The sequence below is a fragment of the Streptomyces sp. NBC_00620 genome, assembly GCF_026341825.1.
Lineage (GTDB): Bacteria > Actinomycetota > Actinomycetes > Streptomycetales > Streptomycetaceae > Streptomyces.
Genome location: NZ_JAPENY010000002.1, coordinates 933,554 through 960,066, shown reverse-complemented (window position 1 = coordinate 960,066; position 26,513 = coordinate 933,554). Strand labels below are relative to the sequence as shown.

At 71.2% G+C, this 26,513-nt stretch carries 25 protein-coding genes; 17 read left to right on the top strand and 8 right to left on the bottom strand.

Features of this window, described 5'->3' with window-relative positions; genetic code table 11:
- The first annotated feature begins 104 nt into the window (after window positions 1–104).
- From OG246_RS23505 to mtnB, 3 genes are read left to right on the top strand one after another with little or no spacing between them, the layout of a single operon-like run.
- The gene (locus tag OG246_RS23505) at window positions 105–704 is read left to right on the top strand and encodes an acireductone dioxygenase (RefSeq protein WP_266466987.1); all 600 of its coding nucleotides are present in this window, start codon (window positions 105–107) and stop codon (window positions 702–704) included.
- Window positions 701–1,420: an acireductone synthase gene (mtnC, locus tag OG246_RS23500; RefSeq protein ID WP_266466977.1), complete on the top strand. Its 720-nt coding sequence runs from the start codon at window positions 701–703 to the stop codon at window positions 1,418–1,420. The genes OG246_RS23505 and mtnC overlap by 4 nt, the downstream gene beginning before the upstream one ends.
- Window positions 1,417–2,025 (top strand): methylthioribulose 1-phosphate dehydratase, encoded by a 609-nt coding sequence (gene mtnB, locus OG246_RS23495; RefSeq protein ID WP_266466966.1) that lies wholly within the window; start codon window positions 1,417–1,419, stop codon window positions 2,023–2,025. The genes mtnC and mtnB overlap by 4 nt, the downstream gene beginning before the upstream one ends.
- A gap of 141 nt (window positions 2,026–2,166) precedes the next feature.
- Here mtnB and mtnA read toward each other — a convergent pair whose 3' ends face one another.
- Window positions 2,167–3,198 (bottom strand): S-methyl-5-thioribose-1-phosphate isomerase, encoded by a 1,032-nt coding sequence (mtnA, locus tag OG246_RS23490; protein ID WP_266466963.1) that lies wholly within the window; start codon window positions 3,196–3,198, stop codon window positions 2,167–2,169.
- 318 nt (window positions 3,199–3,516) lie between these two features.
- On the opposite strand from mtnA, the gene OG246_RS23485 reads away from it, so the two are divergent.
- From OG246_RS23485 to OG246_RS23440, 10 genes are all read left to right on the top strand, one after another.
- A complete protein-coding gene (locus OG246_RS23485; RefSeq protein WP_266466960.1) occupies window positions 3,517–4,566 on the top strand; it encodes a BMP family ABC transporter substrate-binding protein in 1,050 nt (349 codons plus the stop codon).
- Window positions 4,547–6,136, top strand: coding sequence for an ABC transporter ATP-binding protein (locus OG246_RS23480; RefSeq protein ID WP_266466958.1), 1,590 nt, complete (start codon window positions 4,547–4,549; stop codon window positions 6,134–6,136). Before OG246_RS23485 ends, OG246_RS23480 begins: the two co-directional genes overlap by 20 nt.
- 1 nt (window position 6,137) lies before the next feature.
- Window positions 6,138–7,199 carry an ABC transporter permease gene (locus tag OG246_RS23475; protein WP_266466956.1) on the top strand — a complete coding sequence of 354 codons (1,062 nt, stop codon included), beginning with the start codon at window positions 6,138–6,140 and terminating at the stop codon, window positions 7,197–7,199.
- The gene (locus OG246_RS23470) at window positions 7,199–8,065 is read left to right on the top strand and encodes an ABC transporter permease (RefSeq protein WP_266466952.1); all 867 of its coding nucleotides are present in this window, start codon (window positions 7,199–7,201) and stop codon (window positions 8,063–8,065) included. Before OG246_RS23475 ends, OG246_RS23470 begins: the two co-directional genes overlap by 1 nt.
- Window positions 8,062–8,823, top strand: a complete 762-nt coding sequence (locus tag OG246_RS23465; RefSeq protein WP_266466949.1) for a purine-nucleoside phosphorylase — start codon at window positions 8,062–8,064, stop codon at window positions 8,821–8,823. The genes OG246_RS23470 and OG246_RS23465 overlap by 4 nt, the downstream gene beginning before the upstream one ends.
- Complete coding sequence (locus OG246_RS23460) at window positions 8,820–10,121, top strand: amidohydrolase (protein ID WP_266466946.1); 1,302 nt, start codon at window positions 8,820–8,822, stop codon at window positions 10,119–10,121. Before OG246_RS23465 ends, OG246_RS23460 begins: the two co-directional genes overlap by 4 nt.
- A 124-nt stretch (window positions 10,122–10,245) precedes the next feature.
- Window positions 10,246–10,917 carry a FadR/GntR family transcriptional regulator gene (locus tag OG246_RS23455; RefSeq protein ID WP_266466942.1) on the top strand — a complete coding sequence of 224 codons (672 nt, stop codon included), beginning with the start codon at window positions 10,246–10,248 and terminating at the stop codon, window positions 10,915–10,917.
- Window positions 10,918–11,157: 240 nt separating this feature from the next.
- Window positions 11,158–12,207, top strand: a complete 1,050-nt coding sequence (locus tag OG246_RS23450) for a PAC2 family protein (protein WP_266466939.1) — start codon at window positions 11,158–11,160, stop codon at window positions 12,205–12,207.
- 373 nt (window positions 12,208–12,580) lie between these two features.
- Window positions 12,581–14,320, top strand: coding sequence for a S8 family peptidase (locus tag OG246_RS23445; RefSeq protein WP_266466934.1), 1,740 nt, complete (start codon window positions 12,581–12,583; stop codon window positions 14,318–14,320).
- A 60-nt stretch (window positions 14,321–14,380) separates the two neighbouring features.
- Window positions 14,381–15,028: a hypothetical protein gene (locus tag OG246_RS23440; protein ID WP_266466930.1), complete on the top strand. Its 648-nt coding sequence runs from the start codon at window positions 14,381–14,383 to the stop codon at window positions 15,026–15,028.
- Window positions 15,029–15,135: 107 nt separating this feature from the next.
- Here the strand turns inward: OG246_RS23440 and mshC are convergent, their stop codons facing one another.
- The 4 genes from mshC to OG246_RS23420 form a co-directional block, all read right to left on the bottom strand.
- The gene (mshC, locus tag OG246_RS23435; RefSeq protein WP_266466925.1) at window positions 15,136–16,365 is read right to left on the bottom strand and encodes a cysteine--1-D-myo-inosityl 2-amino-2-deoxy-alpha-D-glucopyranoside ligase; all 1,230 of its coding nucleotides are present in this window, start codon (window positions 16,363–16,365) and stop codon (window positions 15,136–15,138) included.
- A 295-nt stretch (window positions 16,366–16,660) separates the two neighbouring features.
- Window positions 16,661–17,479 (bottom strand): SCO1664 family protein, encoded by an 819-nt coding sequence (locus OG246_RS23430; RefSeq protein WP_266466923.1) that lies wholly within the window; start codon window positions 17,477–17,479, stop codon window positions 16,661–16,663.
- Window positions 17,443–18,033, bottom strand: coding sequence for a DUF3090 domain-containing protein (locus OG246_RS23425; RefSeq protein WP_266466919.1), 591 nt, complete (start codon window positions 18,031–18,033; stop codon window positions 17,443–17,445). The genes OG246_RS23430 and OG246_RS23425 overlap by 37 nt, the downstream gene beginning before the upstream one ends.
- Window positions 18,034–18,180: 147 nt before the next feature.
- Window positions 18,181–18,867 (bottom strand): histidine phosphatase family protein, encoded by a 687-nt coding sequence (locus tag OG246_RS23420; protein WP_266466915.1) that lies wholly within the window; start codon window positions 18,865–18,867, stop codon window positions 18,181–18,183.
- A gap of 98 nt (window positions 18,868–18,965) precedes the next feature.
- Here OG246_RS23420 and corA point away from each other — a divergent pair, with 98 nt between their 5' ends.
- The gene (gene corA / locus OG246_RS23415) at window positions 18,966–19,964 is read left to right on the top strand and encodes a magnesium/cobalt transporter CorA (protein WP_266466911.1); all 999 of its coding nucleotides are present in this window, start codon (window positions 18,966–18,968) and stop codon (window positions 19,962–19,964) included.
- Between the two features lie 66 nt (window positions 19,965–20,030).
- On the opposite strand, the gene OG246_RS23410 is transcribed toward corA, so the two are convergent.
- Complete coding sequence (locus OG246_RS23410; protein ID WP_266466908.1) at window positions 20,031–20,819, bottom strand: ferritin-like domain-containing protein; 789 nt, start codon at window positions 20,817–20,819, stop codon at window positions 20,031–20,033.
- 226 nt (window positions 20,820–21,045) lie between these two features.
- Window positions 21,046–22,101 (bottom strand): LLM class F420-dependent oxidoreductase, encoded by a 1,056-nt coding sequence (locus tag OG246_RS23405; protein ID WP_266466904.1) that lies wholly within the window; start codon window positions 22,099–22,101, stop codon window positions 21,046–21,048.
- A 152-nt stretch (window positions 22,102–22,253) separates the two neighbouring features.
- On the opposite strand from OG246_RS23405, the gene OG246_RS23400 reads away from it, so the two are divergent.
- Both OG246_RS23400 and OG246_RS23395 read left to right on the top strand, forming a co-directional pair.
- Complete coding sequence (locus OG246_RS23400) at window positions 22,254–23,237, top strand: aldo/keto reductase (RefSeq protein WP_266466901.1); 984 nt, start codon at window positions 22,254–22,256, stop codon at window positions 23,235–23,237.
- On the top strand, window positions 23,234–25,465 hold the full coding sequence (locus tag OG246_RS23395) for a helix-hairpin-helix domain-containing protein (RefSeq protein ID WP_266466899.1): 2,232 nt from the start codon (window positions 23,234–23,236) through the stop codon (window positions 25,463–25,465). The genes OG246_RS23400 and OG246_RS23395 overlap by 4 nt, the downstream gene beginning before the upstream one ends.
- A gap of 67 nt (window positions 25,466–25,532) precedes the next feature.
- On the opposite strand, the gene OG246_RS23390 is transcribed toward OG246_RS23395, so the two are convergent.
- The gene (locus OG246_RS23390; protein ID WP_266466897.1) at window positions 25,533–26,222 is read right to left on the bottom strand and encodes a hypothetical protein; all 690 of its coding nucleotides are present in this window, start codon (window positions 26,220–26,222) and stop codon (window positions 25,533–25,535) included.
- A gap of 47 nt (window positions 26,223–26,269) precedes the next feature.
- Between OG246_RS23390 and OG246_RS23385 the strand changes: the two genes are divergently transcribed.
- Window positions 26,270–26,458: a DUF5703 family protein gene (locus OG246_RS23385; protein ID WP_266466894.1), complete on the top strand. Its 189-nt coding sequence runs from the start codon at window positions 26,270–26,272 to the stop codon at window positions 26,456–26,458.
- Window positions 26,459–26,513 lie beyond the last annotated feature (55 nt).

Here is a 26,513-nt window from a genome sequence, read left to right as displayed (position 1 = left end):
CCGAGCCTTCCGCACGTCCCGCGGCCCGCCGCCCGCGTCCCTCCCCCCACCCGGTACTCGTCCCAGTATCCGGACATCCCTTCCAGCCCCCTGGAGTTGCTCCCATGACCCTGCTGACGACCTGGCCCGAGACCGGCTCGGAGACCGTCGTGCGCCGTACGTCGGACCCCGCCGAGATCGCCGCCGCGCTCGCCCCGATCGGCGTGCGCTACGAGCAGTGGCCGATCCGCGAGGACGTGCCCGCGGACGCCGACAGCGACACCGTGTTCGCCGCGTACGGCCCGGAGATCGACAAGCTCAACGCCGAGGAGGGCTTCACCACGGTCGACGTGCTCGGCCTGCACCCGAGCGAGGACCCCGAGTACCCGGTGAAGGCGAAGGCGGCGCGCGCGAAGTTCCTCCAGGAGCACACGCACGACGACGATGACGAGGTCCGCTTCTTCGTCTCGGGATCCGGGATCTTCTATCTGCACGTGAACGGCGAGGTGCACGCCGTGTACTGCGAGAAGGGCGACCTGCTCGGGGTGCCGCGCGGCACGACGCACTGGTTCGACATGGGCACGAAGCCTGCCTTCACCGCGATCCGCTTCTTCCACGAGGAGGACGGCTGGATCGGCAGCTTCACCGGCTCCACCATCGCCTCCCGCTTCCCGGACTACGACACGATCGACGCCGGGTACGCGAAGGACAAGGCTTCCGCGTGACCGAGCACTTCGACATCGACTCCGTGGTGCTCGACATCGAGGGCACCACGAGCGCCACGGGGTTCGTCGTGGACGTGCTCTACCCGTACTCGCGCTCTCGTTTCGGAGCGGTGCTCTCGGAGCGGAGCGGTGATCCGGATGTGGTGCGGGCGGTCGCGCAGGTGCGCGAGCTGATCGGCGAGCCGGACGCCGATGCCGTACGCGTCGAGAAGGCGCTCAACGAGTGGCTCGACGAGGACCGCAAGGCGACCCCCCTCAAGACCCTCCAGGGCCTCATCTGGTCCGAGGGCTTCGCGCGCGGCGACCTCGTCTCGCACTTCTACGACGACGTGGTCCCGGCGCTGCGCAGCTGGCACGCGGCGGGCGTACGCCTGCACGTGTACTCGTCCGGCTCGGTGGCCGCGCAGCGCGCGTGGTTCCGGTCGAGCCCCGAGGGCGATCTGCTGCCGCTCGTCGAGGGGTTGTACGACACGGAGAACGCCGGGCCGAAGCAGGAGCCCGAGTCGTACGCGACGATCGCGGCCGCGCTGGGCGAAGCCCCGGGCCGCATTCTCTTCCTCTCCGACCGGCCTGGCGAGTTGGACGCCGCGCGTGCGGCGGGCTGGCAGGCCGTGGGCGTACGCCGCCCCGGGGAGCCGTATTTCGAGCAGGGCGTCGGCGATCACCCGCAGGCGGGGACGTTCGACGAGATCACCATCGCAAGGAGCACCGCATGACCGTCGTGACCTCAGCACTGGACCTGGAGGAGGCGGGCGCGGTCCTGGCCGCCGAGTCGGCCCGCTTCGCCTCCTTCGGCTGGATGCGCGGCACCTCGGGAAACCTGTCGGTGGTCCTGTCCCGCGATCCGCTCCGCCTCGCGGTCACGGCGAGCGGGCACGACAAGGGTGAACTGACGCCCGCCGACGTGGTGTTGGTGGACGGCGCCGGCGCGGCGGTGTCGGGCGGCAAGCCGTCCGCCGAGGCCGAGCTGCACGCGCACGTGGCCGCGCTGACCGGTGCCGGTGCCGTCGTCCACGTGCACACCGTCGCGTCCGTGGCCATGGGCCGCCGCGAGCCCGGCGGCATCGTCTTCAAGGACGTGGAGATGCTCAAGGGCGTCGGCCAGCCCGCCCACGACGTCGAGGTCACCCTCCCTGTCATCACCAACAGCCAGGACATGAAGGTCCTCGGCGACCGCCTGGAGGCGGCCCGCAACCCGCAGATGCCGGCGGTGGTCGTAGCCGGCCACGGCTTGTACGTATGGGGTGCGGATCCGCGCCAGGCCCGCCACCACACCGAAGTGGTCGAGTGGCTACTGGAGTTGGAACTGACACACCGCTGATTCCTGCTGGGTGAAGAGGGGACGGAGTCACCGACTCCGTCCCCTCTTCACCGACCTCACAACAGCGCCGTTTAGGGGCGCGGGGAACTGCGCGACCAGCCCCCACCAATCCGCACTCAACACACCGCCCCCGACGGTGCGTTAACGCAACCGTGCCCCCGGCAGCTCCCCCGCTGACACCTCCAGAACCCCACGCTCGGTCACCAGCCCAGTGACCAACCGCCCCGGCGTCACATCAAACGCAGGATTGTGACCCCGCGACCCGGCGGGAGCCGTCCGCACCCCCGCCCACTCCAACACCTCGTCCTCCCCCCGGAGTTCGATGTGAATGTCGGCACCCGAGGCAGTGGAGAGGTCCACCGTCGTGGTGGGCGCGGCCACCAAGAACGGCACCCCCGCATCCGCACAGGCCAGTGCAACGCCCACCGTTCCGACCTTGTTCGCCGTGTCCCCGTTCGCAGCGATGCGGTCCGCTCCGACGATCGCCGCGTCGACCTCGCCGCGCAGGATGGTGCCCGCGGCGGCGCCGTCGGCCTGGACGTAGTGCGGGATGCCTTCCTGGACCAACTCCCAGGCGGTCAGGCGGGATCCCTGGAGCAGGGGACGCGTTTCGTCGGCGTACACGACCTCGAGCAGGCCGCGCGCGTGCAGTTCGCGGATGACGCCGAGGGCGGTGCCCCAGCCGGCGGTGGCGAGCGCGCCGGTGTTGCAGTGGGTCAGGATGCGGAGCGGCCGGCCCAAGTCGGTGCGCTTCAGGAGCCAGTCCGCCCCGAACGCCCCCATCGCGCGGTTCGCCTCGACGTCCTCGCGCTGGACGGCGGCCGCCTCCGCGAGGACCGCTTCCAGTCCCTCGTCGAACCGGGTCAGCACGCGGTCGACGCAGACCATGAGATTGACGGCGGTCGGGCGGGCCTCGCGGATCCGGGCGACCGCCGCGAGCACCTGCGCGCGGTCCCATCCCTCGCGCTCGCCCTGCAGCAGGGCGAGCGCCACGCCGTACGCCCCGGCCGCTCCGATCGCCGGCGCGCCCCGGACGACGAGCCGCTGTATCGCGTCCACCAGGTCGTCCACGGCACGTATTTCGCGGGTCTCGGTGCGGTGCGGAAGCACGGTCTGGTCGATGAGCGCGAGACTGCTTCCGGTCCAGTCGACGGCGCGCAGTTCCTGGGGCATAACGGGGCACTCCTGATGTTCCGAAGGTGCGCGACACCGTACATGACCTCGAAGAACCACAGTTCGAGACAGTCGGGCAAGTGTCCTAAAACCGGTGTTACAGTCCAGCACCCGCAGGCCCAAGACCGACGCGAAGGAGGGACCTGTGCTGCTCACGAAGCGTCGCTTCCTCGACTTCGGCCGGTGCGCCGCCGACGGCTGTCGTAGCTGACTCGCAGTTCAGCTCCCGCCGTAACCGTCACCGCTCCACCCTCACCGCTCGGCCCCTTCGCGCACCCGCACAGCGTGCCCTGCCGCAGCCTCCGGAAGGTCATCCCGATGTACCGCAGAAACCGCCGTTCCCTCCAGTTCGCCGCCCTCGCGGCAGGCACCGCGCTGCTCGCCACCGCCTGCAACGCGGCCGCCAAGGACAGCGCGTCCGACAGCTCCGCGAGCAGTGGCAAGTCCTTCACGCTCGTCACCCCCGACCCCGTCGGGCAGAACGAGTTCCTGAAGCTCGCGGTCACCGGAGTGGAAGCGGCTGCCAAGGCGCACGACGGGACGAAGAAGGTGTACCAGTCCTCGGACACCGCGTCCGAGCAGCAGAACGTGCAGGCCGCCGTGGACGCAGCCCCCGACGTCATCGTGCTGGTCGGCTTCGAGTTCGCCGACCTGGTGGCGCAGCAGGCCGAGGCCCACCCCAAGCAGCAGTTCCTGGTGATCGACGCGTGCGCGACGAAGACGTTCAAGAACGTGAGTTGCGCGACATTCCGTGAGCACGAGGGCGTGTACCTCGCGGGCGCCGAGGCCGGTCTGCTCAGTGAGAGCGGCAAGGTCGGCGCGGTGGACGTCCTCGACACGCCCCAGTTCCGCCGCTACAGCGACCCGTTCGCGGCCGGCGCCAAGAAGGTCGCCCCCAAGACGACCGCCTCCACGCGTTTCGTCGGCGGCCAGTCCCCGTTCGACGACTCGGCCCGCGCCAAGGAGCAGGCGAACGCGCTCCTCTCGGGCGGCACCGACCAGATCATGGCGGCGGCCGCGGCCGGCAACTACGGCGTCTTCGAGGCGGCGAAGGCCAAGGGCGCGTACGCCTACGGAGTCGACGTCAACCAGTGCACCTCGGCGCCGGGCACGGTCGTGGACAACGTGATCAAGAAGACCGACGTCGCGGTGGAAGAGGGCATCAAGCAGGTCCTCGACGGCAACACGGGCAAGACGATCTCGTACGGCCTCAAGGAGGGCGGCATCAGCCTCACCGGCCTCGAGGACGGCGTCGACACCTCCAAGTGCGTCATCGCCGACCACAAGGACGTCCTGACGAAGGTCGAGGCGCTGCGCGACCAGATCGTGTCCGGAGAGCTGAAGGTCGATGATCCCGCAGCAAGCTGACGATCACCGGTCGCCTGAAAATCACCAGTCGTCCGACGGTCAACTCGCCGTCGAGCTCCGGGGAATCACCAAGCGGTTCCCCGGCACGCTCGCGAACGACGCCGTCGATCTGACCGTACGGCGCGGCGAGATCCACGCCCTGATGGGCGAGAACGGCGCGGGCAAGTCCACGCTGATGTCCGTCCTTTACGGGATGGAACGCCCTGACGCCGGTTCGGTGCGGATCGACGGGCGCGAGGTGTCCTTCGGCGACCCCGGCGACGCGATGGCCGCCGGGCTCGGCATGGTGCACCAGAGCTTCAAGCTGTTCGACTCGCTGACGGTCGCCGAGAACGTCGTTTTCGCGGCCGAGCCGCGCCGCTTCGGTCTTCTCGACCGCGCGGCGGCGCGGCGCCGGGTGCGCGAACTGGCCGAGGAGCACGGGCTCTCCGTCGACCCGGACGCCCGGGTCGGCGAGCTCCCGGTGGGCCTGCGGCAGCGCGTGGAGATCCTGAAGCTGCTGCACCGCGGCGCCCGTACGCTCATCCTCGACGAGCCGACCGCGGTGCTGACCCCCGCCGAGGCCGACGCCCTGTTCACGGTCCTCAAGTCGCTCACCGCACAGGGCCGCACGGTGATCCTTGTCACGCACAAACTGCGCGAGGTCCTCGAAGGCAGCGACAACGTGACGGTGCTGCGGGACGGCCGCGTAGTCGCCCGGCTGCGCACGGCGGAGACGACCGCCGACGAGATCGCCGCGGCGATGACCGGCCGCGCGGTCGACCTGGACCGCGTGCACGCCACGGGCACCCCGGGTGACGTGGTGCTGGATGTGGAAGATCTCGCCACGGACGCGGTACGTGAGGTCCAACTCACCGTCCGTGCGGGCGAGATCGTCGGCATCGCGGGTGTCGCCGGAAACGGCCAGAGCGAGCTGATCGAGGCACTGGCCGGGCTGCGGCCCGTCACCGGCGGCCGGGTCGCGCTGCGAGGCCGGGACATCACGCACGCCTCGGCGACCGAACGGCGCGCCCAGGGCCTCGCGTACGTGCCCGAGGACCGGCACGCGGTCGGCACCGCGCCCGCTGCGTCCGTCGCCGACAACCTCGCGATGGGCCATCACCGTACGTCGTTGTCCTCACGGCACGGGCTGCTGACACCCTCGGCCGTACGGGCCCACGCACAAGGTCTCGTCGAGCGCTTCGGCATCAAGGCGTCCTCGCCCGAGGTGCCCGCCTCCGCGCTGTCCGGCGGCAACCTCCAGAAGCTGCTGATCGGCCGCGAACTCGCCCACGACGCCCCGCTGTTGCTCGTCGAGCAGCCGACGCGGGGCGTCGACATCGGCGCCATCCAGAACATCCACGACGAACTGGTCGCCTACCGCGACGCGGGCCACGCCGTCCTCCTCGTCTCGGCCGAGCTCAGCGAGATCCGCTTGCTCGCGGACCGGGTGCTCGTGATGTACGAGGGCCGCGTGACGGCCCAGTACACGAAGGACGAGGCGGACGAACGGACGCTGGGCCTGGCGATGGCGGGCGGCTCGGCCCCCGAACAGCCGCCGGTGCAGCCCCCGGTAGAGGTCGGAGACTGACATGACCCGAATAACAGGGGCCCTGCGCTCCCCCGTCACCTTCTCCGTCCTCGCCGGAGTCGTCATCGGCGCACTGTTCCTGGTGGGCACGGGCGCCGATCCGGTCTCCGCGTACGGCGCCGTCATCAGCGGTTCCCTCGGCTCCGACGGCATCGGCTCGACGCTGTCCACCACCACCAGCGTGCTCGGCATGGCGCTCGCGCTGGCGATCCCGCTGCGCGCCGGGCTCATCAACCTCGGCGGCGACGGGCAGTTGGTGCTCGGCGGCATCGCGGCGGCGGTCACCGGCCTCTACTCGCCGCTGCCCGCGCCGCTCACCGTCGTCCTCGCGCTCCTCGCGGGCATGGCGGCGGGCGCCGGATACGCGGCCCTGGCAGCGCTCTGCGAGAACCACCTGGGCGTACCGCTGTTGGTGAGCAGCCTGCTGCTCAGCTATCCGGCGTCGTCGCTCGCCTCGTACCTGGTGCGCTATCCGCTCAAGGAGCCCGGCTCCAGCCTTCCCCAGACGCGTCAACTGCCCCAAGGGGTGGCCCTGCCCGCCTTCGGCGACTCCACGGTGACCGTCGGCCTGCTGCTGATCGTGGCCGCCGCGGCCGCGTACTGGTTCGCGGACTCCCGTACGGCGGTCGGCTACGAGATCCGGATGACCGGCCTCAACTCCCGCTTCGCCGCGTACGCGGGCGTCGAGCGCAAGGGGCTGACGCTCAAGCTGATGGCAGTGTCGGGCGCGCTCGCCGGACTCGTCGGCGCGATCGGGGTGTTGAGCTTCCCCTACCGCTTCCTCGACGGCGCGCTCACGGCGCCCGGGTACACCTGGACGGGTCTGACGGCCGCGCTGCTCGCGGCGGCGGGCCCGCTGGGCACGGTCCTCGCCTCGTTCTTCTTCGCCGTGCTCGAGGTCGGCGGGCTCTCCATGGAACGCACGACCGAGGTGCCGCGCGAGCTGACGCAGGTGCTGCAGGCCATCGTCATCGTGTTCCTGGCGGCCCGGCTGCGCTTCCCGGACAAGTGGCTGCGCCGGTCCGGGCGATCCGAACGGCTTCGGCAGAAGGAGGCCGTCTGATGTTCTTCGACTCCGATCTCGTCATGTCCGCGCTGCGCGCGCTCACTCCCATCCTGCTGGCCGCGCTCGGCGGCGCGATCTGCGAACGCGCGGGCGTCTTCAACATCGGCCTCGAAGGCATGATGCTGATGGGCTGCTTCACCGCGGTGACCACGAGCTGGTTCACCGGCAGCCCCTGGCTGGGCGTTCTGGCGGCCGCGCTCGCCGCCGCCGCGTACTCGCTGATCCTCGCCGTCGGCACAGTGACGCTGCGCGGCGACGCGGTGGTCCTGGGCATCGCCATGAACCTCCTCGCCGTCGGCCTCACCAGCTTCCTGCTGCGTACGGTCTTCGGCGTACAGGGCACTTTTGACGATCCGTCACTGGCCGGTCTGCCGTTGGTCGGTGGCTTCTCACCGCTCGCCTATGTGGCATGGGCCTCGGTCGGCGTCGCCGCGCTGATGCTCTCCCGGCATGTGTGGGGCCTCAGGCTGCGCGGAGTCGGCGAGGCCCCCGAGGCGGCGGCCACGCTCGGGGTGAGCCCGGCGAAGTACCAGTACGCGGCGGTGCTCGTCTCGGGAGTGCTGTGCGGCCTTGCCGGAGCCCAACTCGCCCTCGGCAACGTCACGTTGTTCTCCGAGAACATGACGGCGGGGCGCGGCTGGATCGCCGTCGTCGCGGTGATGCTCGGCCGTGCGCTGCCCCTCGGTGTGCTGCTCGCCGCGCTGCTCTTCGGACTCGCGGAGGCCGCGGGCTTCCGCCTTCAGGGCCTCGGCCTGCCGCAGCAGGCGACCGACGCCGCGCCGTACGTCGTCACACTCGGCGCCCTCTTCCTCACGACGGCCCGCCGCCGTCGCCGTACCCGCCCCGCTGGAGCCGTCTCATGACCTTGGACCTGCTGCCCATCACCCGCATACCCCGCACGGGCCTTCCGCCGCAGGCCCTGGTCGTCGGCGACCCGGCGCGCGCCGCAGCCGTCGCCGCGCTGCTCGACGGCGCCGAGGAGGTCTCGTACCACCGCGAATACCGTGTGTTCAGCGGGAGTTGGAAGGGCCTGCCGGTCACCGTCGCCTCGCACGGGGTCGGCGCGCCGGGCGCGATCCTGCTCTTCCAGGAGCTGGCCGACGCGGGCGTCACGACCTTCCTGCGCTTCGGCACGGCAGGCGCGATGCGCCCCGGTATCGGTGACGGCGATCTCGTCATCGCGGAGGCCGCCGTACGCGACGACGGTGTCACCCAGCAGCTGCTGCCGCCCGAGTATCCGGCGGTGTCCTCCCCCGAGGCCGTGCTCGCGCTCCAGCGCGCGGCCCGCGCGGCGGGCGCCCCGCACCACCGGGGTCTCGTCTGGACCCGGGCGGCCTTCCAGCCGGGGCTGATCCCGCTCACCGCGTACGACAACGCGGGTCTCGCGGCGATCGAGATGGAGCTGTCCGCGCTGCTGGTCACCGCCTCACTGCGCGGCCTCGTGGCGGGCGGCGTGCTCGTCGTCGACGGCGCGAACGCGGACGAGCTGGTCGACGAGGAGAACACCGGCGGCTACAACCCGCACCGCGATGTCGTGGCGGAGGGTGTGGAGCGGGGTGCCCTGGTGTCGCTGGAAGCGCTGCGGCTGCTGGCGGAGGAGCACGGGGAGTCCAAGGCATGAGCGAGCGCGCTGATCTGCTGGTCGAGGGCGGGGACGTCCTGACCGTCGACGAGGCCGGGACCTTCGTGCGCTCCGGCACGGTCGCCGTCCGCGACGGCGAGATCCTCGCCGTCGGTCCCGCCGAGGAACTCCGCACGCGGTACGCGGCCACCGACACCCTCGACGCGAGCGGCTGTCTCGTCCTCCCCGGCCTTGTCAACACCCACACGCACCTGGCGATGACGCTGCTGCGCGGCCGCGCGGACGACGTCACGCTCCAGGGTTTCCTGGAGCGGGTGCTGCGCTGGGAAGCCGAGTTGTTGTCCCCGAAGAACGTCGCGGCGGCGGTACGGGTCGCGATCGCCGAGAGCGTACGGGCGGGGGTGACCTCCGCGCTCGACATGTACTGGTTCCACGAGGCGGCCGAGCAGGCGGCGCGCGAGGCGGGCTGGCGGCTGCACACCGGGCCGACCTTCATGGACGTACCGGAGCCCGCGGACGGCATCGCGTACGAGGACCGGCTGGAGTGGGCGCGACGCGATCTGACCGCCCGTGCCACAGCGCGGCCCGGCGTCCGGCCCGTCCTCTTCGCGCACTCGACCTACACCCTCTCACCCGAGCAGCTCGTCGAGATCGCCGCGCTGGCAAGGGAGTTCGGCGCGCTGCTGCACATCCACGCGGCGGAGAACGCGACCGAGGTCGCCACCGTCGAGGTCGCCCACGGCAAGCGTCCGGTGGAACTGCTCGACTCGCTCGGGCTGCTCGGCCCCGACCTGCTGCTCGCGCACGCCGTGGATCTGACGGGTCCCGAGATCGCGGCCCTCGCCCGCACCGGCACGTCGGTCGCGCACTGCCCGGTCTCCAACCTGAAGCTCGGCTGCGGTATCGCGCCGGTTCCGAGGCTGCTCAGCGCGGGCGTGACCGTCGGGCTCGGCACGGACGGCGCCGTCAGCTCCAACACCCTGGACCTGCTGGGGGCCGTCAGGCAGGCGGCCCTCGTCCACAAGGCGGCCGGCGATCCCACCGCGGTCGGCGCCGAACAGGCCGTCCGCATGGCCACCATCGAGGGCGCCCGCGCGCTGGGGCTCGGCGACCACCTGGGCTCCCTGGAGGCGGGCAAGCGCGCCGACCTGATCGTGCTCGGCCTCGACGCGCCCCATCTGAGGCCGCTGCACGATCCGTGGTCCACGCTCGCGTACGCCGCACACTCGGCGGACGTACGGGACACGGTCGTCGACGGCAGGATCCTGATGCGGGACCGCGCCCTCACGACCCTCGACGAGCCCTCCGCGCTGGCCGACCTGGAGGCCCTCGCCTGACCTGACGTCGGATTCCGTGTCCTGTTCAGCCCGCTGACCCTCATAATGGGCTGAGACATCGGACGTCTGAGCGGATGCCTTGGCGACATCCCGAACTGCACGCTGAACGACAGGGAGGCCCGCCATGGCAGTCACCGACGAGGCGATCGAGAAGATCAAGGGAATGATCGTCTCCGGCTCGCTGCGCCCCGGCGACCGGCTTCCCAAGGAGAGCGAACTCGCCGCCGAACTCGGCCTGTCCCGCAACTCCCTGCGCGAGGCGGTGCGCGCCCTGTCACTCATCCGCATCCTGGACGTCCGGCAGGGCGACGGCACCTACGTCACCAGCCTGGACCCCCAACTCCTCCTGGAGGCACTGAGCTTCGTCGTCGACTTCCACCGCGACGACACGGTGCTCGAGTTCCTCGCGGTCCGCCGCATCCTGGAGCCGGCCGCCACGGCGATGGCGGCCTCACGCATCAGCGAACAGCAACTGGACGCACTGTCCGCCCAGTTGGACCTGCTCGGCGACGAGCCCTCGGTGGAGGAGCTCGTCGCCGCCGACCTGGAGTTCCACCGCGGCATCGTGCAGAGCTCCGGGAACTCGGTGCTCTGCTCCCTCCTCGACGGCCTCTCCGGGCCCACGACCAGGGCCCGGATCTGGCGCGGTCTGACCCAGGAGGACGCGGTCAGCCGCACCCTGCACGAGCACCGCGCGATCCTCACGGCCCTGCGCGACCGCGACGCGGAGGCGGCCCGCTCCTGGGCGACGGTGCACATCGCGAGCGTCGAACAGTGGCTGCGCTCGACCCTGTGAACCGCGTCACGAAGACGCCCGTCCCCCGCCCGGCGGCCCGGACCGCTCCGACCGGCCCGGCGGGCGCGAGGCGACTCCTCGGATGACTGGGGGGTGTTTCAGGGTGGCGGTCGCGCGTGTTTCCGGCCCCTCGGCGGGGCAGTGATCCGTTCACTCCCCCGTGCAAGGGGGCTGCGGAGGCCCCCTTCGCACGCCGTAAGGTTGGGGCGTTCGTGAGGGCACGTCGGAAGGAGGCACTGGGTGATTGAGCTCGAAGGGGTTCCCGAGCTGATCGACCCGGTCATGGTGGCCGCGTTCGAAGGCTGGAACGACGCCGGCGACGCCGCCTCCACCGCGGTCGCGCATCTGGACAAGGAATGGAAGGGCGAGGTGTTCGCGGCGCTGGACGCCGAGGACTACTACGACTTCCAGGTGAACCGCCCCACCGTGTGGCTGGACGGCGGTGTCCGGAAGATCACATGGCCGACGACAAGGTTGTCGGTGGTCCGGGTCGGCGGCGAGAAGCCGCGTGACCTGGTGCTGGTCCGGGGCATCGAGCCGTCGATGCGATGGCGCTCGTTCTGCAACGAGCTGCTCGGCTTCGCGCACGAGCTGGGCGTGGAGCTGGTGGTGATCCTGGGCGCCCTGCTCGGTGACACCCCGCACACGCGTCCGGTGCCGGTCAGCGGGGTGACGTCCGACGCGGACCTGGCGCGCACCATGGACCTGGAGGAGACCAAGTACGAGGGCCCCACGGGCATCGTCGGCATCCTCCAGGAGGCGTGCACCCACGCTGGCGTACCGGCCGTGTCGCTGTGGGCGGCCGTACCGCACTACGTGTCGCAGCCGCCGAACCCGAAGGCGACTTTGGCCCTCCTCAACCGTCTGGAGGACCTGATCGACCTGCGTATTCCGCTGGGCGAGCTGCCCGAGGACGCGCGGGCCTGGCAGCTGGGCGTCGACCAGCTGGCCGCCGAGGACAGCGAGGTCGCCGAGTACGTGCAGTCGCTGGAGGAGGCCCGGGACACCGCCGAGCTGCCGGAGGCGTCGGGCGAGGCGATCGCCCGTGAGTTCGAGCGGTATCTGCGCAGACGGGACGGCGGCGGTCCGACCTCGCAGGCCGGGGGCCACGCCACCGAGAGTGGCGAGTCCGCGTCGTTCCTCCGGGACGGCCCCGCCGGCCGCACCCGGCCGCCGAAGCCGCAGCTGCCCGAGGCGGACGCGGAGTCCGGGACGGACCAGGGCACCGGCTCGGACGACAAGGTCGGGCCGGACGACAAGGGTCCCGACGACACGTCCGAGGATTCCTAGGACTCCCCGGATTTCCTCGAGGGACTGAACCACCAGGGGCGGTGCGCGGAACGTGCACCGCCCCTGTCGCGTTCCGGGTCCGGTCGAGCGGTCGGCAAGCGCTCCCGCCCCATCACATGACACCCGTCTCCTCAGCCTTTGGCTGGTTTGCCTCGTGACATCTGTTTCAGGACGGATTGCACAGGTTGCCCAATTCAACTTGTTTTCAAACCAAGTTGACGACATCGGGGGTGGACGAGTCGCCGTGCGAGGAGCAGGGTGTGCCCCGAAGGCGCGGCCCGGGGACGGGACATGACACCGCGTCATCCCGCGACAGAGCACCCGTATGGACCGAGCCAGAAGCACCCGCATGGACCGAAGGGAGCGGTACGCGATGACCGACCAGGTACAGCCGGCGCAGGGCCCGGGAACGTCCGGGCCGGGGCCCGACGGAGCGGGATTCACCTACCGAGGAGCCGAGCAGGAGCTGATCGTCGTCGCACGTCCCGAGGCCAGGCTTCGCGCCAGGACCGAGGGCGTCCGTTCGGCGGTGGGCGCCGATGTGTCGGCCCTCAACATGTTCCTCAGCGACGAACAGCTCTCCCTGGAGCCGCTGTTCGGCAGCGAGGAACGTCTGCAGCAGTCCGCGGCGACGGCCACCGAGAGCGGCCCCGACCTCGCGCTCTTCTACCGGGTACGCGGCGTCGAGAGCCGCGCCCAGGAACTGCGCTCACGGATCGCCGCACTGCCCGAGATCGACACGGCGTACGTGAAGCCGGGCGCCGTACCGGCCTCCGTGGGGTCGGTGGGACAGAGTGCGGACAACAGCCAGCGGGTGAAGGAAGGGGCGCCCGTCACCCCGGACTTCACCAGCCGCCAGGGGTATCTGCGCCCGGCGCCCGAGGGGATCGACGCGTACTGGGCCTGGCAGCGGCCGGGCGGTACGGGCCAGGGCGTGACGGTGATCGACGTGGAGGGCGCCTGGCAGCTCGGCCACCAGGACCTGGCCGGGAAGCTCGCGGGCGTCGTCGTCGGCACCCCGCTGACCGACCTCGCCTGGCGCAACCACGGCACCGCCGTCATCGGAGTGATCGGCGGCGACCGCAACGAGCACGGGATCACCGGCATCGTGCCGGACACCGTGACCGCGGCCGCGTCCTTCCAGGGCATCGGCACGGCGGCCGCGATCCACGCGACGGCCGACCGGCTGAGCCCGGGCGACATCATCCTCATCGAACTGCACGCTCCGGGCCCGCGGTTCGACTTCGAGGAGCGCGACGACCAGCAGGGCTACATACCGGTCGAGTGGTGGCCGGACACCTTCGCGGCCGTCCGGTACGCGACCGCCAAGGGCGTGCTCGTCGTGGCGGCCGCGGGCAACGGCGCCGAGTCGCTCGACGACGGGGTGTACGAGCGCCGCCCCGCCGAGTTCCCCGAGTGGTGGCGCAACCCGTTCAACCCCTCCAACCAGTCCTCCGGCGCGGTCCTGGTCGGCGCGGGCGCACCGCCGCCCGGCACCCACGGCCGCGACCACGGCCCGGACCGCTCGCGGCTCGCGTTCTCCAACTACGGGGCCCGCGTGGACGCGCAGGGCTGGGGCCGCGAGGTCACGACCACCGGCGGCTCCTGGGACCGGCCCGGCGACCTGCAGGGCGGTGCCGAGGAGATCGGCTGGTACACGGACACCTTCTCCGGGACCTCCTCCGCCTCTCCGGTGGTGGTCGGCGCCCTGGCCGCGCTGCAGGGCATGCTCAAAGCGGCCGGGCAGGTACCGATGTCCCCGGAGCGTGCCCGCGCGGTGCTGCGGGCCACGGGCACCCCGCAGCAGGACGCGCCGGCCCGGCCCGCCTCCCAGCGGATCGGTAACCGGCCGGACATCAAGGCGGCGGTGACCCATCTGCTGCCGGACGCGGTCGGCTCGGGCCTGGCCGAACGGTACTGGGACGAGCTGCTGCCGTACCCGCGTGAACTCCCGCCGAGGCTCCGGCTGTTCGTGGCCGGCGACTGGCGCAACCTCAACAACCCGTCCCCCGAGATCCGCCAGGCGGTGCACTCCGCCTTCGCGGGAGGACGGCCCGACGTACGTGTCTGGTTCTCGGACGACGAGATCGTCGGCCTGGTGGTCACGGGCTGAGGACCTGGTCGTCACATACCGGCGAACCGCAACCAACCATTGATGGAAGGTGGCACCCGCATGAGCATCACCCCGCAAATGAGCCAACAGGGGCAGCAGTTCCCGAGCACGTCGCCGTACCAGCAGCAGGGTCCGGGCCAGCAGCAGCCGTACGGACAGCAGATGCAGCAGCCCTTCGGCCAGCAGCAGCCGTTCGGGCAGCAGCAACAGCAGCCGTACGTCCAGCAGCAGCAGCCTTTCGGACCCCAGGGCATGAGCGGATCGCTCGAGCAGCTCCAGCAGCTCGCCCAGCAGCAGCCCTTCCAGCAGTTGCTTCAGCAGCTGAGCCAGCAGCAGCAACAGCAGCCGTACGGACAGCAGCAGCCGTTCGGGCAGCAACAGCAGGGCGAGCAGCAACAACAGCAACAGATCGAGCAGCAGGTGCAGCAGCAGCTCCAGCAGGTCACGCAGGCCGCGCTTCAGCAGATCTCGACGCAGGCGCTCGTCGCCGGTGTGGCGAACGGCTACATCGACATCGTTCACCCGCTTCCGGGGCAGCCGCGGCAGATCTTCCTGCGCATCAACAACCAGTTCCGTGTCCTCAACAACCCGACCCCGCAGGCCCACGACGAGATCCAGGAAGCGTTCGCCTTCGGCCACCAGGTCATCGGCGTCTGGGACACCGGTTCTCCCGCGATCCTGCGCAGCGTCCGGATCCAGCGGATCTGACCGGCGCGTGATCCACGCTTGAGTCCGCTCGAACCAAAAGGGGCGCTTCCTCCGGACGGAGGAAGCGCCCCTCTCGCGAGCCCGTGCGGCCCGCGCTGTCTTTCGTCCTACAGGGCCACGCCCAACAGGGCATCCACGGAGCGCGATACGACGCCGGGGGCGCCCTCGTCCGTACCGCCCCGCTCGTGCTGGAGAGCGGCCCAGCGGTCGACCGCGGCGAGCGCGGACGGCGCGTCCAGGTCGTTGGCGAGGGCCTCGCGGATCTCCTCGACGAGCGCGTCGGCGGACGGCCCGTCGGGGCGTGACACGGCGGACCGCCAGTTCTCCAACCGCGCGACGGCCTCTTCGAGAACCGAGTCCGTCCACTCCCAGTCGGCCCGGTAGTGGTGCGCCAGCAGGGCGAGCCGTATGGCGGCGGGGTCGACGCCGTCGCGCCGGAGCGTGGACACGAAGACGAGATTGCCCTTGGACTTCGACATCTTCTCGCCGTGCAGCGCGACCATGCCGGCGTGGACGTACGCCTTGGCCATCGGGAACTCGCCGGTCAGCACCTGGGCGTGCGAGGCGCCCATCTCGTGGTGCGGGAAGGCGAGGTCGGAGCCGCCGCCCTGGACGTCGAAGCCCATCCCCAGGTGGTCGAGGGCGATGGCGACACACTCGATGTGCCATCCGGGACGGCCCTGCCCGAGCGAGCCACCGTCCCAGCTGGGCTCACCCTCGCGCGCGGCCATCCAGAGCATCGGGTCGAGCGGGTCCTTCTTGCCCGGACGGTCCGGGTCGCCACCGCGCTCGGCGGACAGCAGGCGCATGGCGGCGGCGTCCAGGTTGGAGACCTTGCCGAAGTTCGGATCCGACTCGACGGAGAAGTAGACATCCCCTTCGAGCTCGTACGCCGCTCCCGCGTCCCGCAGCCGCTCGACGAGCGGGACGATCCCCGGTATCGCCTCGACGGCGCCGATGTAGTGCTTCGGGGGCAGCATCCGCAGGGCGGTCATGTCCTCGCGGAAGAGGGCGGTCTCCTTCTCGGCGAGCGCCACCCAGTCGATGCCGTCCCGCTCCGCGCGCACCAGCAGCGGGTCGTCGACATCGGTCACGTTCTGGACGTAGTGAACCTGCCGCTTGGTGTCGAGCCACACGCGCTGAACGAGGTCGAACGCGTTGTAGGTCGCCGCGTGCCCCAGATGGGTCGCGTCGTACGGCGTGATGCCGCATACGTAGATACGGGCGACGGGACCGGGGTCAAGACTGACGAGCCCACCGGTCGCGGTGTCGTGAATCCGGAGGTCGCGGCCCTCACCAGGCAGGGCGGGGACATCAGAAGCGGGCCAGGCATACATGCCATGAGCGTAACCGGCCCGAAGTTACGTATACGAACCGGACCAGGTCCGATGGCCGGGAGGGCACCCTTGCGCAGCGACTGCGGGCATGCGTGGCGCTAGGGCGCGGCAGCCCACCCACCCGTCCGTCACAGCTGCGGGCATGCGTGCCGCTAAGGCGCGGCAGCCCACCCACCCGTCCGTCACAACTGCGGGCATGCGTGCCGCTAGTGGCGGCACGGGTGGGCGCAGCGGCACCCTGCAAGCGCAGGCAAGCGCACCCACCCCAAGCTCAGCCCCAGCGCCGAGGATGCGCTCAGACCGGCGGCCAGGGAATCGCAGGCCACTCCCCACTCGGCTCAGGATGCTTCCCGGACGCCAGCATCGCCTCGACACGCCCCCGCGTGGCCTCCACCTCGACGGAAGTGACAAGTTCGGCCAGCCGGGTGGCGAGCGCCCCACCGGGCACCAGCCCGTCCCGCAGAGCGGAAAGCACCGAAACCGCCTCCGCGGTCAGAGCCTCCCCCGCCCACCCCCACAACAACGTCCGCAGCTTGTTCTCGGCATTGAAGGTGACCCCATGGTCGATGCCGTACAGCCGCCCCTCACCCCCAGGCAGCAGATGCCCGCCCTTGCGATCCGCGTTGTTGATCACGGCGTCGAGCACGGCCAGCCTCCGCAGCCGAGCGTCGTCCGCGTGCACGAGCAGCGCCGTCCTCCCCTCGCCGACCTCGGCGAAGCCGATCGCCTTCCAGCCCTCCGCGGGCTCCTCACCGTCCACCAGGGCCAGCAGCTCGGCTTCGGGGACGGCCTCGATCCAGAGCTGGCACATTCCCTCGCCGTGCGGCCCGTCCCGCAGCACCGTGGTCGGCACGAGCCCCCACCCGGTCGCCTCGGACACCTCGTACGCGGCGACCTCGCGCTGCGCCAGGGTGCCGTCGGGAAAGTCCCACAGCGGCCGCTCCCCGGCGACCGGCTTGTAGACGCAGAACGCGTCCCGCCCCTCGTACGAGACGGAGCAGTACAGCACCGCGTTCGAGGCCTCGCGGATCCGTCCGCGCACCTTCAGCTCGCCCTTGGCGAGCAGCTCGGCCGTGGTCACGCTCCGCGGCGGTATCCGTTCTGGCGCGGACATACGTGTCCTTCCGGGTCGAGCGGGAGGCTGCACAGCGGGCAGGGCGGCCGGCCCGCGTTGACGACGTCGAGGGCGCGCTTGGCGAAGGCCCGGGCCTGCGCGCCGGTGAGCCGGACCCGGAGCATCGGCGGACCGTTCTCCTCGTCCTGGAGCAGCCGCTCCTCGGCCTCGGCGAGGTCCTCCTCGGAGTCGGCGTCGAGCTCTACGAGGGCCTGCGCCTCGACGATCATGCGCTGCTCGTCACCGTCCCAGGCCAGCGCCATGGTGCCGACCCGGAACTCCTCCTCGACAGGGGCGTCGAGGGGGGCGGTGTCGGACACCTCGGTGGGGGCCACGGCCGGGACGGGCGCGCTGCCTCCGGTACGCCGTACGACCTCGTCGAGGAGCTCGTCCATGCGCTCCGCGAGGGCGGCCACCTGGGTCTTCTCCAGAGCCACGCTGGTCACCCGGGGGCCCGAGGTGGCCTGCAGGAAGAAGGTACGGCGCCCGGGCAACCCGACCGTACCGGCCACGAAACGGTCCGGGGGGTCGTAGAGGAACACCTGACGGGACACGTCCTGTCTCCATTGATTTCGACATGCGGACCGGCTGACGGCGTCGGCCCGCATCGGTTGCTGACAAGTCTGCTGACAACTGCGAATGCAACTACGGATGACAACTACTGCGCTGCTTCGACCGCTTCACCCTACTGCGGCCGACGATCACGGTGCGCCCGCACCGCCCCCGACCGGGGCGTCACCGCTCGGGGGTTCCTCGCGCGGCGCCAGGGACGCGAAATCACCCGTGTCCCCGAGGCGCACGAGGAACGGCCGCATCCGTGTGTAGCGGATCGCGGTGATGGAACACGGTTCTACAGAGATCCGCTGGAAGAGATCGAGATGAAGTCCCAGTGCGTCCGCGACAAGGGATTTGATGATGTCGCCGTGCGAGCACATGAGGTACACGGCGTCACCGCCGTGATCGCGCTCCACGCGCGCGTTCCACTCGCGCACCGCCTCGGCGGCCCGCGTCTGCATGGCCCGCATCGATTCGCCGCCGGGGAACGCCACCGCGGACGGGTGCGTCTGGACGACCTCCATCAGCGGCTCGTCCATCAGCTCGGCGAGCTTGCGGCCGGTCCAGTCGCCGTAGTGGGCCTCCCCGATGCGCTCCTCGGTGTGCACCCGCAGTTCCGGCCGTGCGTCGAGCAGTGGCCGAACGGTCTCCTGGCAGCGTTGCAGGGGGCTCGTGACGACCTCGGAGATCGGCAGCGCGGCGAGTCGCCCGGGCAGTGCGGCGGCCTGCTGGGCGCCGCGCTCGTCGAGGGCGACGCCGGGCGTCCAGCCGGCGAGCAGTCCCGCGGTGTTCGCGGTGGAACGTCCGTGCCGGACGAGGATCAGGGTGGGCATGCGGCCCAGCGTAAACGGACGCCCGAGCGACCAGGTCCGGGCCGCCGGGGGCAGTGGCCGGAGTGCGGCCCCTCCCGTTCGGCGGAAGAATACGCTCCGTGATCGTCGACTCCGCCATCTACCGCGACGGGCGCCGGACGGAGGGCCCCGGCGACCTCTCCGACGCCCTGGCCGAGGCCCGTGCCGCGGGCAACACGTTCCTCTGGGTCGGGCTGCACGAGCCGACGGAGCGGGAGTTCGACCTCGTCACCGAGGAGTTCGGACTGCACCCGCTGGCCGTCGAGGACGCCCTCAAAGCCCACCAGCGGCCCAAGCTGGAGGTCTACGACGATTCGCTGTTCATGGTCCTCAAGCCGGTCGTGTACGAGCCGGACAGCGACGCCGTCTCCACCGGCGAGGTCATGATCTTCATCGGCGACTCCTTCGTGGTGACCGTCCGGCACGGCGAGGGCTCGCCCCTCGCGGCCGTGCGGCACCACCTGGAGGCGGACCCCGAGAAGCTCCGGCTCGGGCCCACCACGGTGCTCTATTCGATCACCGACGCCACCGTCGATCACTATCTGGAGGTGGCGACGGAACTGGGGACCGACCTGGAGGAGCTGGAGGCCGAGGTCTTCTCACCGACTCTCGGCGGCTCGCGCAACACCGCGTCACGGATCTACACCTTCAAGCGGCAGATCCTGGAGTTCCGCAGGGCCACGGTCCCGCTGGCGGTGCCACTGACCCGGCTCGCGGGCCCTGTCCTCTACGCCACGGCCGTGCCCTTCGTGGACGAGAAGGCGCAGCCGTTCTTCCGTGACGTGAACGACCATCTGATGCGTGTGAACGAGTCCGTGGAGAGCCTGGACCGGCTGGTCTCGGACATCCTGTCGGCCCATCTCGCGCAGATGAGCGTGCGCCAGAACGACGACATGCGGAAGATCTCCGCGTTCGCGGCCATGGCCGCGGTCCCCACCCTGATCGCGGGCGTCTACGGCATGAACTTCGACCACATGCCCGAGCTGCACTGGCTGTGGTCGTACCCGACGGTGATCCTGCTGATGGTGGCCCTGGAGTTGCTCCTGTACCGGATGTTCAAGCAGCGGGACTGGCTGTGACCAGGTCCCCAAGGGGCGACTGGCTGTAATCAGGCTCCACGCGCGCGTGGCCGCGAGTCGTACGGGTCACGCGAACTCGGGTGCCGCCGCCGCGGGCCCGCCCAGCGCGTCGCGCCGTTCGGGTGTCCTGAGGGAGACCATCCGGCGCCAGCCCCCGGCCCGCTCGTAGGCGTAGACGGCGTGGATGCCCGCGGCGAGCGTCGCCGACTTGGCCAGGGGCCAGTCGAGGATGCGCCCCATGTGGGCCATCACGGCGAGGCTGACATCCCGGTAGACGCGGATCTCGGCGAGCGCGCACTCGCGCAGCGTCCGTTGGATGTCGGGGCCGTGACCGGCGTACGCGAAGCGCAGCAGTTCCTCGTGGCAGTACGCGAGGTGGTTGTCCTCGTCGTTCGAGATCATCTTCACCGCGCGGCCGAGGTCGGGGTCGTCGGCGAAGTGCTTGCGCAGCAGCTCCATCTGCTCGGAGGCGCGCTGTTCGGTGACCCTGCTGTGGGCGAGATACGTGACGATGTCCTGCACGCTCAGCGGCTCGTCGCTCTTGAGCTTGTCGTGCGCGAGGCCGATCCCGTGCCGCTCCAGGAGCATCGTGTAGTCGGTGTCGGAAGGGACCTCCACGGGGGCCAGGCCGCGCTTCTTCATGAGGGCGTTGAAAATCCGCCCGTGCTTGTCCTCGTCCGCGCCATGGCGGGCGATCTTGGGTACGAGTTCGCGCTCACCCGGCGGGACGAGCGCGGCGATCCGCGCGTTCTCCCAGCCCCCTTGCGACTCCCCGCTGGCAGCGATGGAGCAGAAGAGACGGAACGACTCGTCGTTGTCGAGGATCTCCTGGAACAGACTCTTGGCCGAAAGCATCACTGCCACCTCCATACAAGGTTTCCGCAGAAACCGAGTCAAATGGGTCGGCAGGAGCGCGGCAACCGATATGTCGGACAACTCCGCCAAACGAAGGACGGAGAGGGACACTCAGGGGCGTAACCCAAGGGGGCCCTGGCGCGTTGTTCCCGGTGACGGCCGTGGCGGGGAAGACCCCCGAGCCCCCACCACGGCCGCAGAACTTATCTCCGGGACATTCGCCGCGTTACGCCAGACCGGCGCGCTCCAGGGCGTCGCAACCGGCCCGGAGCGAGGCGATCCGGTCCTCCAGAGTGAAGCCCGCGGGGGCCAGCGTGAGTGTGTTGACCCCGGCAGCCGCGTAGGCCTTCATCCGGTCGGCGATGCGGTCGACCGAGCCGAGCAGCGTGGTCTGGTCGATCAGCGAGTGCGGAATGGCGGCCGCGGCGCCCTCCTTGTCGCCGGACAGGTACTTGTCCTGGACCTCGGCGGCCTCCTTCTCGTACCCCATGCGCTGGGCGAGCTGGTTGTAGAAGTTCTGCTTGCGGCTGCCCATGCCGCCCACGTACAGCGCGGTGTACGGCCGGAACATGTCGGCCAGCGCGGTCACGTCCTTGTCGTCGCCGAGCGCGATCGGCAGCGTCGGGCAGATGTCGAAGCCCTCCAGCGTCTTGCCGGCCTTCTCGCGGCCCGCGCGGAGGTACGTGATCGCGGTGTCCTCCAGGTGCTCGGCCGAGGGGAAGATCAGCAGGGCGCCGTCGGCGATCTCGCCGGTCTGCTCCAGGTTCTTCGGGCCGATCGCGGCGATGTAGAGCGGGATGTGCTCGCGCTCCGGGTGCACGGTCAGCTTGAGCGGCTTGCCCGGGCCGCCCGGCAGGGGCAGCGTCCAGTGCCGGCCCTCGTACGAGAGCCGCTCGCGCGTCATGGCCTTCCGTACGATCTCCACGTACTCGCGGGTGCGGGCCAGCGGCTTGTCGAACTTGACGCCGTACCAGCCCTCGGAGACCTGCGGCCCGGAGACGCCGAGGCCGAGGCGGAAGCGGCCGCCCGACAGCGAGTCCAGGGTGGCGGCCGTCATCGCGGTCATCGTGGGCTGCCTGGCCGGGATCTGGAAGATGGCCGATCCGACGTCGATGCGCTCGGTCTTGGCGGCGACCCAGCTGAGTACGGTCGCCGCGTCCGAGCCGTAGGCCTCCGCGGCCCAGCAGACGGCGTAGCCGAGCCGGTCGGCCTCCTGGGCGACGGCGAGATTGTCCGCGTCCATTCCGGCGCCCCAGTAGCCGAGGTTGATCCCGAGCTGCATGGCCGATTCCCCTTACCGATCAGTAACGTCCCTTGTCTCCGAGACACTAGCGCGCTGGTGGGCGCCGCGGCAGGGACGGGTTCGGCCTCGGGTGATTCTGGTTGTCCACAGGGCCCCCACGCAGGGAGTTGTGGCCAGTAATCTCGGCGTCCATGGAGCAGAGGCATCTCGGCCGTACAGGCCTGCGTGTGTCCCGGATCGGACTCGGCACCCTGACATGGGGCCGGGATACCGACGAGCATGACGCGGCGCACCTGTTGAAGGCGTTCTGGGAAGCGGGCGGGACCCTCGTCGACACCGCGGACGTGTACGGGGACGGGGAGGCCGAGTATCTGCTCGGACAGCTCATAGAAGGGCTCGTGCCGCGCCGGGACCTGGTCATCTCGACGAAGGCGGGGAGCGTGCCCGACCCGGACCGTCGCTTCGACGGCTCGCGCGGGCATCTGCTGTCCGCGCTCGACGCCTCCCTCGCACGGCTCGGCACGGACTACGTGGACCTGTGGCACGTCCACGCCTTCGACCCGGGGACACCGCTGGACGAGACCCTCCAGGCGCTCGACCTCGCCGTCAGCAGCGGCCGCGCGCGGTACGCGGGAGTGTCCAACTTCTGCGGCTGGCAGCTCGCCAAGGCGGCGACCTGGCAGCTCGCGGCGCCCGGGGTGCGGACCCGGCTGGCCAGTACGCAGATGGAGTACTCCCTGCTCCAGCGCGGCGTCGAGCGGGAAGTGCTGCCCGCCGCCCTCGATCTGGGCGTCGGCCTGCTGCCCTCCTCGCCGCTCGGGCGGGGCGTGCTCACGGGCAAGTACCGCCAGGGGACGCCCGCCGACTCCCGGGGCGGCTCCGAACATCTCGCGCCCTTCGTCGCGCCGTACCTGGACGACGCGGCGAGCAGCATCGTGGACGCCGTGACGACCGCGGCGGACGGCCTCGCGGTGACGCCTCTGCAGGTGGCTCTCGCCTGGGTCCGCGACCGGCCCGGGGTCGTCGCCCCGATCATCGGCGCGCGCAACGCGCAGCAGCTCACGGCCGCGTTGTCAGTGGAGACCCTTAGTCTTCCTGACGAGATCTGCCGGGCGCTCGACGACGTGTCGGCGCCGGTGCACCACTATCCCGATCACGACTGGAGCACGCTGTGAGCACGGAGCCCGAGACCACGGAGGACGCCGAGCCGGGGGCGCCGGGCGCGGGTGCGGCCGACGGTCCGCAGACCGCGGACGTCACCGCCCCCGAGGGCGGTGACGCGGGCGCGGAAGCCACGGAAGAGACCGAGGCCACCGCGGCCGAGGGTTCCGAAGCCGCCAAGCTGTCCGAGGCAGCGGCCGAGTTGGCGGCCCAGCGTCTGGAGCGCGAGCGGATCGAGCGGCGGAAGGCGGAGAAGCAGGGGCCGGTCCAGGCCGGGACCAAGCTCAGCGGGAAGGCCGCCGATCTGCTCGCCGCCGTACGCGCCGTGGAGAGCGGCGAGAAGCCCGTGACCAGGGCGTTCCGTGAGCCCGAGCCGGCGCCCCGCGGTGCCGCGCCGGAGCCCGTGCGGCGGCCTCAGCCCGTTCTCGCCCCGGCCGGTGCGTCGTCGGCCGTCGCGCCGGAGGCCGTCGAGACCGTACGCGCGGTGCTCACCGAGGGCGGCGCGCCCGACGCGCTCGCGGCGCAGGTCGCCGCCGCTCTGGGCGAGGGTGCGGACGATCAACTGCGCGAGGACCCCTGGCAGTTGCTGCGGGTCCCCGGAGTGCGGCCCGAGCAGGCCGACCAGTTCGCCCGAGCGCTGCTCGGCGCGGAGTGCGGCCCGGACGACGAGCGGCGGGGCCGGGCGCTCACGGTGTGGCTCCTCGAGCAGGCGGCGATCGCGGGGCACACCGCCCTCGACGCGTCGGCGCTCGCCGCCGCGCTCACCCAGCGCTCGGTGCCGGACCCCGACGCGGCCGTGCAGAGCACCCTCGCCGAGGGCGAGGCCCTGGTCTTCCAGGACGCGCTCGACACACCCGACGCGGTGGCCCCCGTGCCGGAGGGGGACGAGGAAGCCGAGGAGCGCCCGGTCCGCGTCCTCGTCGGCCTGGAGCGGTACGCCCTGGCCGAGGAGAGCCTCGCCGACGGCCTCGCCCGCGTGGTCAACGCCCTGCCGAAGGAGGACGCGACCGACTGGGCGTCCGCCGCCGCTTCGGCGTCCGGTTCCACCGCGGAATTGATCCGCGCCGTCGCCGGTCACGGCATCCTCCTGCACACCGGCGGCGAGGCGTCCCGCGCGGAGCCGGCGGCCCTGGTCGCCGCGGCCAGGGGGCTCGGCCTGCGGGCGTACGCCGCCGCACACACGCCGGACGGCCGCCGCCGCTTCGCCGCGCTGCTCGAGGCGACGGAGAACGCGGGAGCACCGCGGGACATCGGCGACGACCACGGCCGGCCCGAGGTCACCGTCGCCGGTCTGCTCTCCGGAACCGAGGGCCCAGGCCGGGATCCCGAAGGCGCCTTCGCCCTCGACCTGCTCGTCGTCCTGGACGCGCCGCAGCTCGACGTCGAGACGGCGGCGATGCTGGCCGAGTCGCTGCCGGACGGGGCGCGGCTGGTGCTGAGCGGGGATCCGGGGGTGCTGTGGTCGGCGGGCCCCGGGCGGGTCTTCGCGGACCTTCTCGCCGCCCGCGTCTGCCCGCAGGTGGCCTCGCGGACACCGGACCCCGGGCCCATCGGCGAGCTGGTGTCCGGCATCGGGATCGGCGAGCTGAACCAGGTCGAGGCGCCCGGCAAGGAGGTCGTGATCGTCCCGGTGCGTGACGCCGGTGAGGCGGTGCACCGCACGGTGCAGCTGGTGGCGGACTCGGTTCCCCGCGCGATCGGCATCCCGGCCGAGCAGACACAGGTGATCGCTCCGGGGCACGGCGGCGCGGCCGGCACGCGCGCGCTGAACACCGCGCTCAAGGAGCGGCTCAACCCCGGTCCCGGCCGCTTCGGCGGCTTCGACCCGGGCGACCGGATCGCGTACTCCCCCGAGCCGGGTCGTACGGTGCCCGGGCACGTGGTGAAGGCCGACGCCGACGGGCTGCACCTGGAGTGCGCGGGCGCCCCCGTCGTCGTACCCCAGGAGCGGGTGGAGCAGTCCGTGCGGCACGGCTGGGCGCTCACCGCGCACCAGGCGGTGGGCCTGCGCCTGCCCGCCGCCGTCGTGGTGCTCCCCGGTGACGCCGCCCAGGCCCTGACCAGGCCCTGGATCTACACGGCCTTCGGCCGCGCCGAGCGCCACCTGTCCGTGGTCCATGGGGTGGACCAGGCCCTGGCGCGGGCGGTGGCGGAGGTGCCGCAGAAGCCGCGCACGACCCGGCTGCCCGCCCTGCTCAAGGCGCAGATGCCGATGCCCGCACCCGTGCCGGCGGCGGGCTGAACCCCGTACGCACAGAGGTGGCGGTCACCGGGCCCCGGTGACCGCCACCCCGTACAACTGGCTCGGCTCAGCGATCCGCGTCCAGCGGTTCCAGATCGGAGTCGGGGCCGAGGTCGTCCTCAAGATCCTCGTCGTCCGAATCGTCGTCGAAGACGGCACTGACGTCGAAGCGGCAGACCACGCGCTGCGGGTCGATCGATTCGAACGGGGCCTCAAGCCATTCGCCGGGCTCGGCGGCCTCGTCCGCGGCTGTCACCCAGAGCGTGGAGTCCCCCTCCTCCAGGCCGAACTCCTTGTGCCGGGAGGCGATCTCGTCCGGTTCGAACTCGCCGAACAGGACACCGAGCGCCCCGTGCACGGTGCCGGCCGCCGCGTCGAAGGCCGCGCTGACACTGGCTCCGTCCTCCTCCACGGCCTCCACCCGCTGAGCCTGCGCCAGCAGGCGCTGTGGCTCCACCACCGCGTAGTCCCGGCGGATCAGCACGCTCAGCGCGTTCGGCTCCTCCGGGCCCGTGTACGGCGGCAGCGTGTCTTCCGAACCGGGGATCTCGAAGGGTGTGACCTCGTCGTAGCGGTCGTAGAGGAGCTCGTCGTACTCCTCGGCCGCGGCGGCCAGCTCGTTGAACGCCTCGTATACGGCCGGGTCGTCATCGCCCGTCCTGCGCTCGACCGCGGCCAGGTGACGGTCGAGCGCGGTCTTGATCGCCTCGGCGGCGGCGCGTACCTCGGCAGCGGTGGGCTGCACAGCATCAGACATAGTGCAGACGCTATCCGTACAGAGCCTCTGCCCGCACAATAGATGCGATGCCGGAATACGAATTTGTCGACGTGTACGTACCACGCGGGGTTTCCCGCAAGGACGCTACACGCCTGCTGACAGACCACGCGGAGTACGGACACTGGGAGTTGGACCGTCTGAGCCTGCTGCGCGACGGCAGCCGCAAGGTGCGGCTGCGTCGGCGGATCATCCGTCAGATGCGCGCGACATGGTGAGCGAAAGAGGCTGAAACGGAGCCGGCCCCGCGAGTGCGGGGCCGGCTCCGTTCCG

What these genes read in the sequence shown, in the direction of transcription:
- OG246_RS23505 (WP_266466987.1), top strand. Translation starts at nt 105, where the DNA reads ATGACCCTGCTGACGACCTGGCCCGAGACCGGCTCGGAGACCGTCGTG.
- mtnB (WP_266466966.1), top strand. Translation starts at nt 1,417, where the DNA reads ATGACCGTCGTGACCTCAGCACTGGACCTGGAGGAGGCGGGCGCGGTC.
- mtnA (WP_266466963.1), bottom strand. Translation starts at nt 3,198, where the DNA reads ATGCCCCAGGAACTGCGCGCCGTCGACTGGACCGGAAGCAGTCTCGCG.
- OG246_RS23485 (WP_266466960.1), top strand. Translation starts at nt 3,517, where the DNA reads ATGTACCGCAGAAACCGCCGTTCCCTCCAGTTCGCCGCCCTCGCGGCA.
- OG246_RS23480 (WP_266466958.1), top strand. Translation starts at nt 4,547, where the DNA reads ATGATCCCGCAGCAAGCTGACGATCACCGGTCGCCTGAAAATCACCAG.
- OG246_RS23475 (WP_266466956.1), top strand. Translation starts at nt 6,138, where the DNA reads ATGACCCGAATAACAGGGGCCCTGCGCTCCCCCGTCACCTTCTCCGTC.
- OG246_RS23470 (WP_266466952.1), top strand. Translation starts at nt 7,199, where the DNA reads ATGTTCTTCGACTCCGATCTCGTCATGTCCGCGCTGCGCGCGCTCACT.
- OG246_RS23465 (WP_266466949.1), top strand. Translation starts at nt 8,062, where the DNA reads ATGACCTTGGACCTGCTGCCCATCACCCGCATACCCCGCACGGGCCTT.
- OG246_RS23460 (WP_266466946.1), top strand. Translation starts at nt 8,820, where the DNA reads ATGAGCGAGCGCGCTGATCTGCTGGTCGAGGGCGGGGACGTCCTGACC.
- OG246_RS23455 (WP_266466942.1), top strand. Translation starts at nt 10,246, where the DNA reads ATGGCAGTCACCGACGAGGCGATCGAGAAGATCAAGGGAATGATCGTC.
- OG246_RS23445 (WP_266466934.1), top strand. Translation starts at nt 12,581, where the DNA reads ATGACCGACCAGGTACAGCCGGCGCAGGGCCCGGGAACGTCCGGGCCG.
- OG246_RS23440 (WP_266466930.1), top strand. Translation starts at nt 14,381, where the DNA reads ATGAGCATCACCCCGCAAATGAGCCAACAGGGGCAGCAGTTCCCGAGC.
- mshC (WP_266466925.1), bottom strand. Translation starts at nt 16,365, where the DNA reads ATGTATGCCTGGCCCGCTTCTGATGTCCCCGCCCTGCCTGGTGAGGGC.
- OG246_RS23430 (WP_266466923.1), bottom strand. Translation starts at nt 17,479, where the DNA reads ATGTCCGCGCCAGAACGGATACCGCCGCGGAGCGTGACCACGGCCGAG.
- OG246_RS23420 (WP_266466915.1), bottom strand. Translation starts at nt 18,867, where the DNA reads ATGCCCACCCTGATCCTCGTCCGGCACGGACGTTCCACCGCGAACACC.
- OG246_RS23410 (WP_266466908.1), bottom strand. Translation starts at nt 20,819, where the DNA reads ATGCTTTCGGCCAAGAGTCTGTTCCAGGAGATCCTCGACAACGACGAG.
- OG246_RS23405 (WP_266466904.1), bottom strand. Translation starts at nt 22,101, where the DNA reads ATGCAGCTCGGGATCAACCTCGGCTACTGGGGCGCCGGAATGGACGCG.
- OG246_RS23400 (WP_266466901.1), top strand. Translation starts at nt 22,254, where the DNA reads ATGGAGCAGAGGCATCTCGGCCGTACAGGCCTGCGTGTGTCCCGGATC.
- OG246_RS23390 (WP_266466897.1), bottom strand. Translation starts at nt 26,222, where the DNA reads ATGTCTGATGCTGTGCAGCCCACCGCTGCCGAGGTACGCGCCGCCGCC.
- OG246_RS23385 (WP_266466894.1), top strand. Translation starts at nt 26,270, where the DNA reads ATGCCGGAATACGAATTTGTCGACGTGTACGTACCACGCGGGGTTTCC.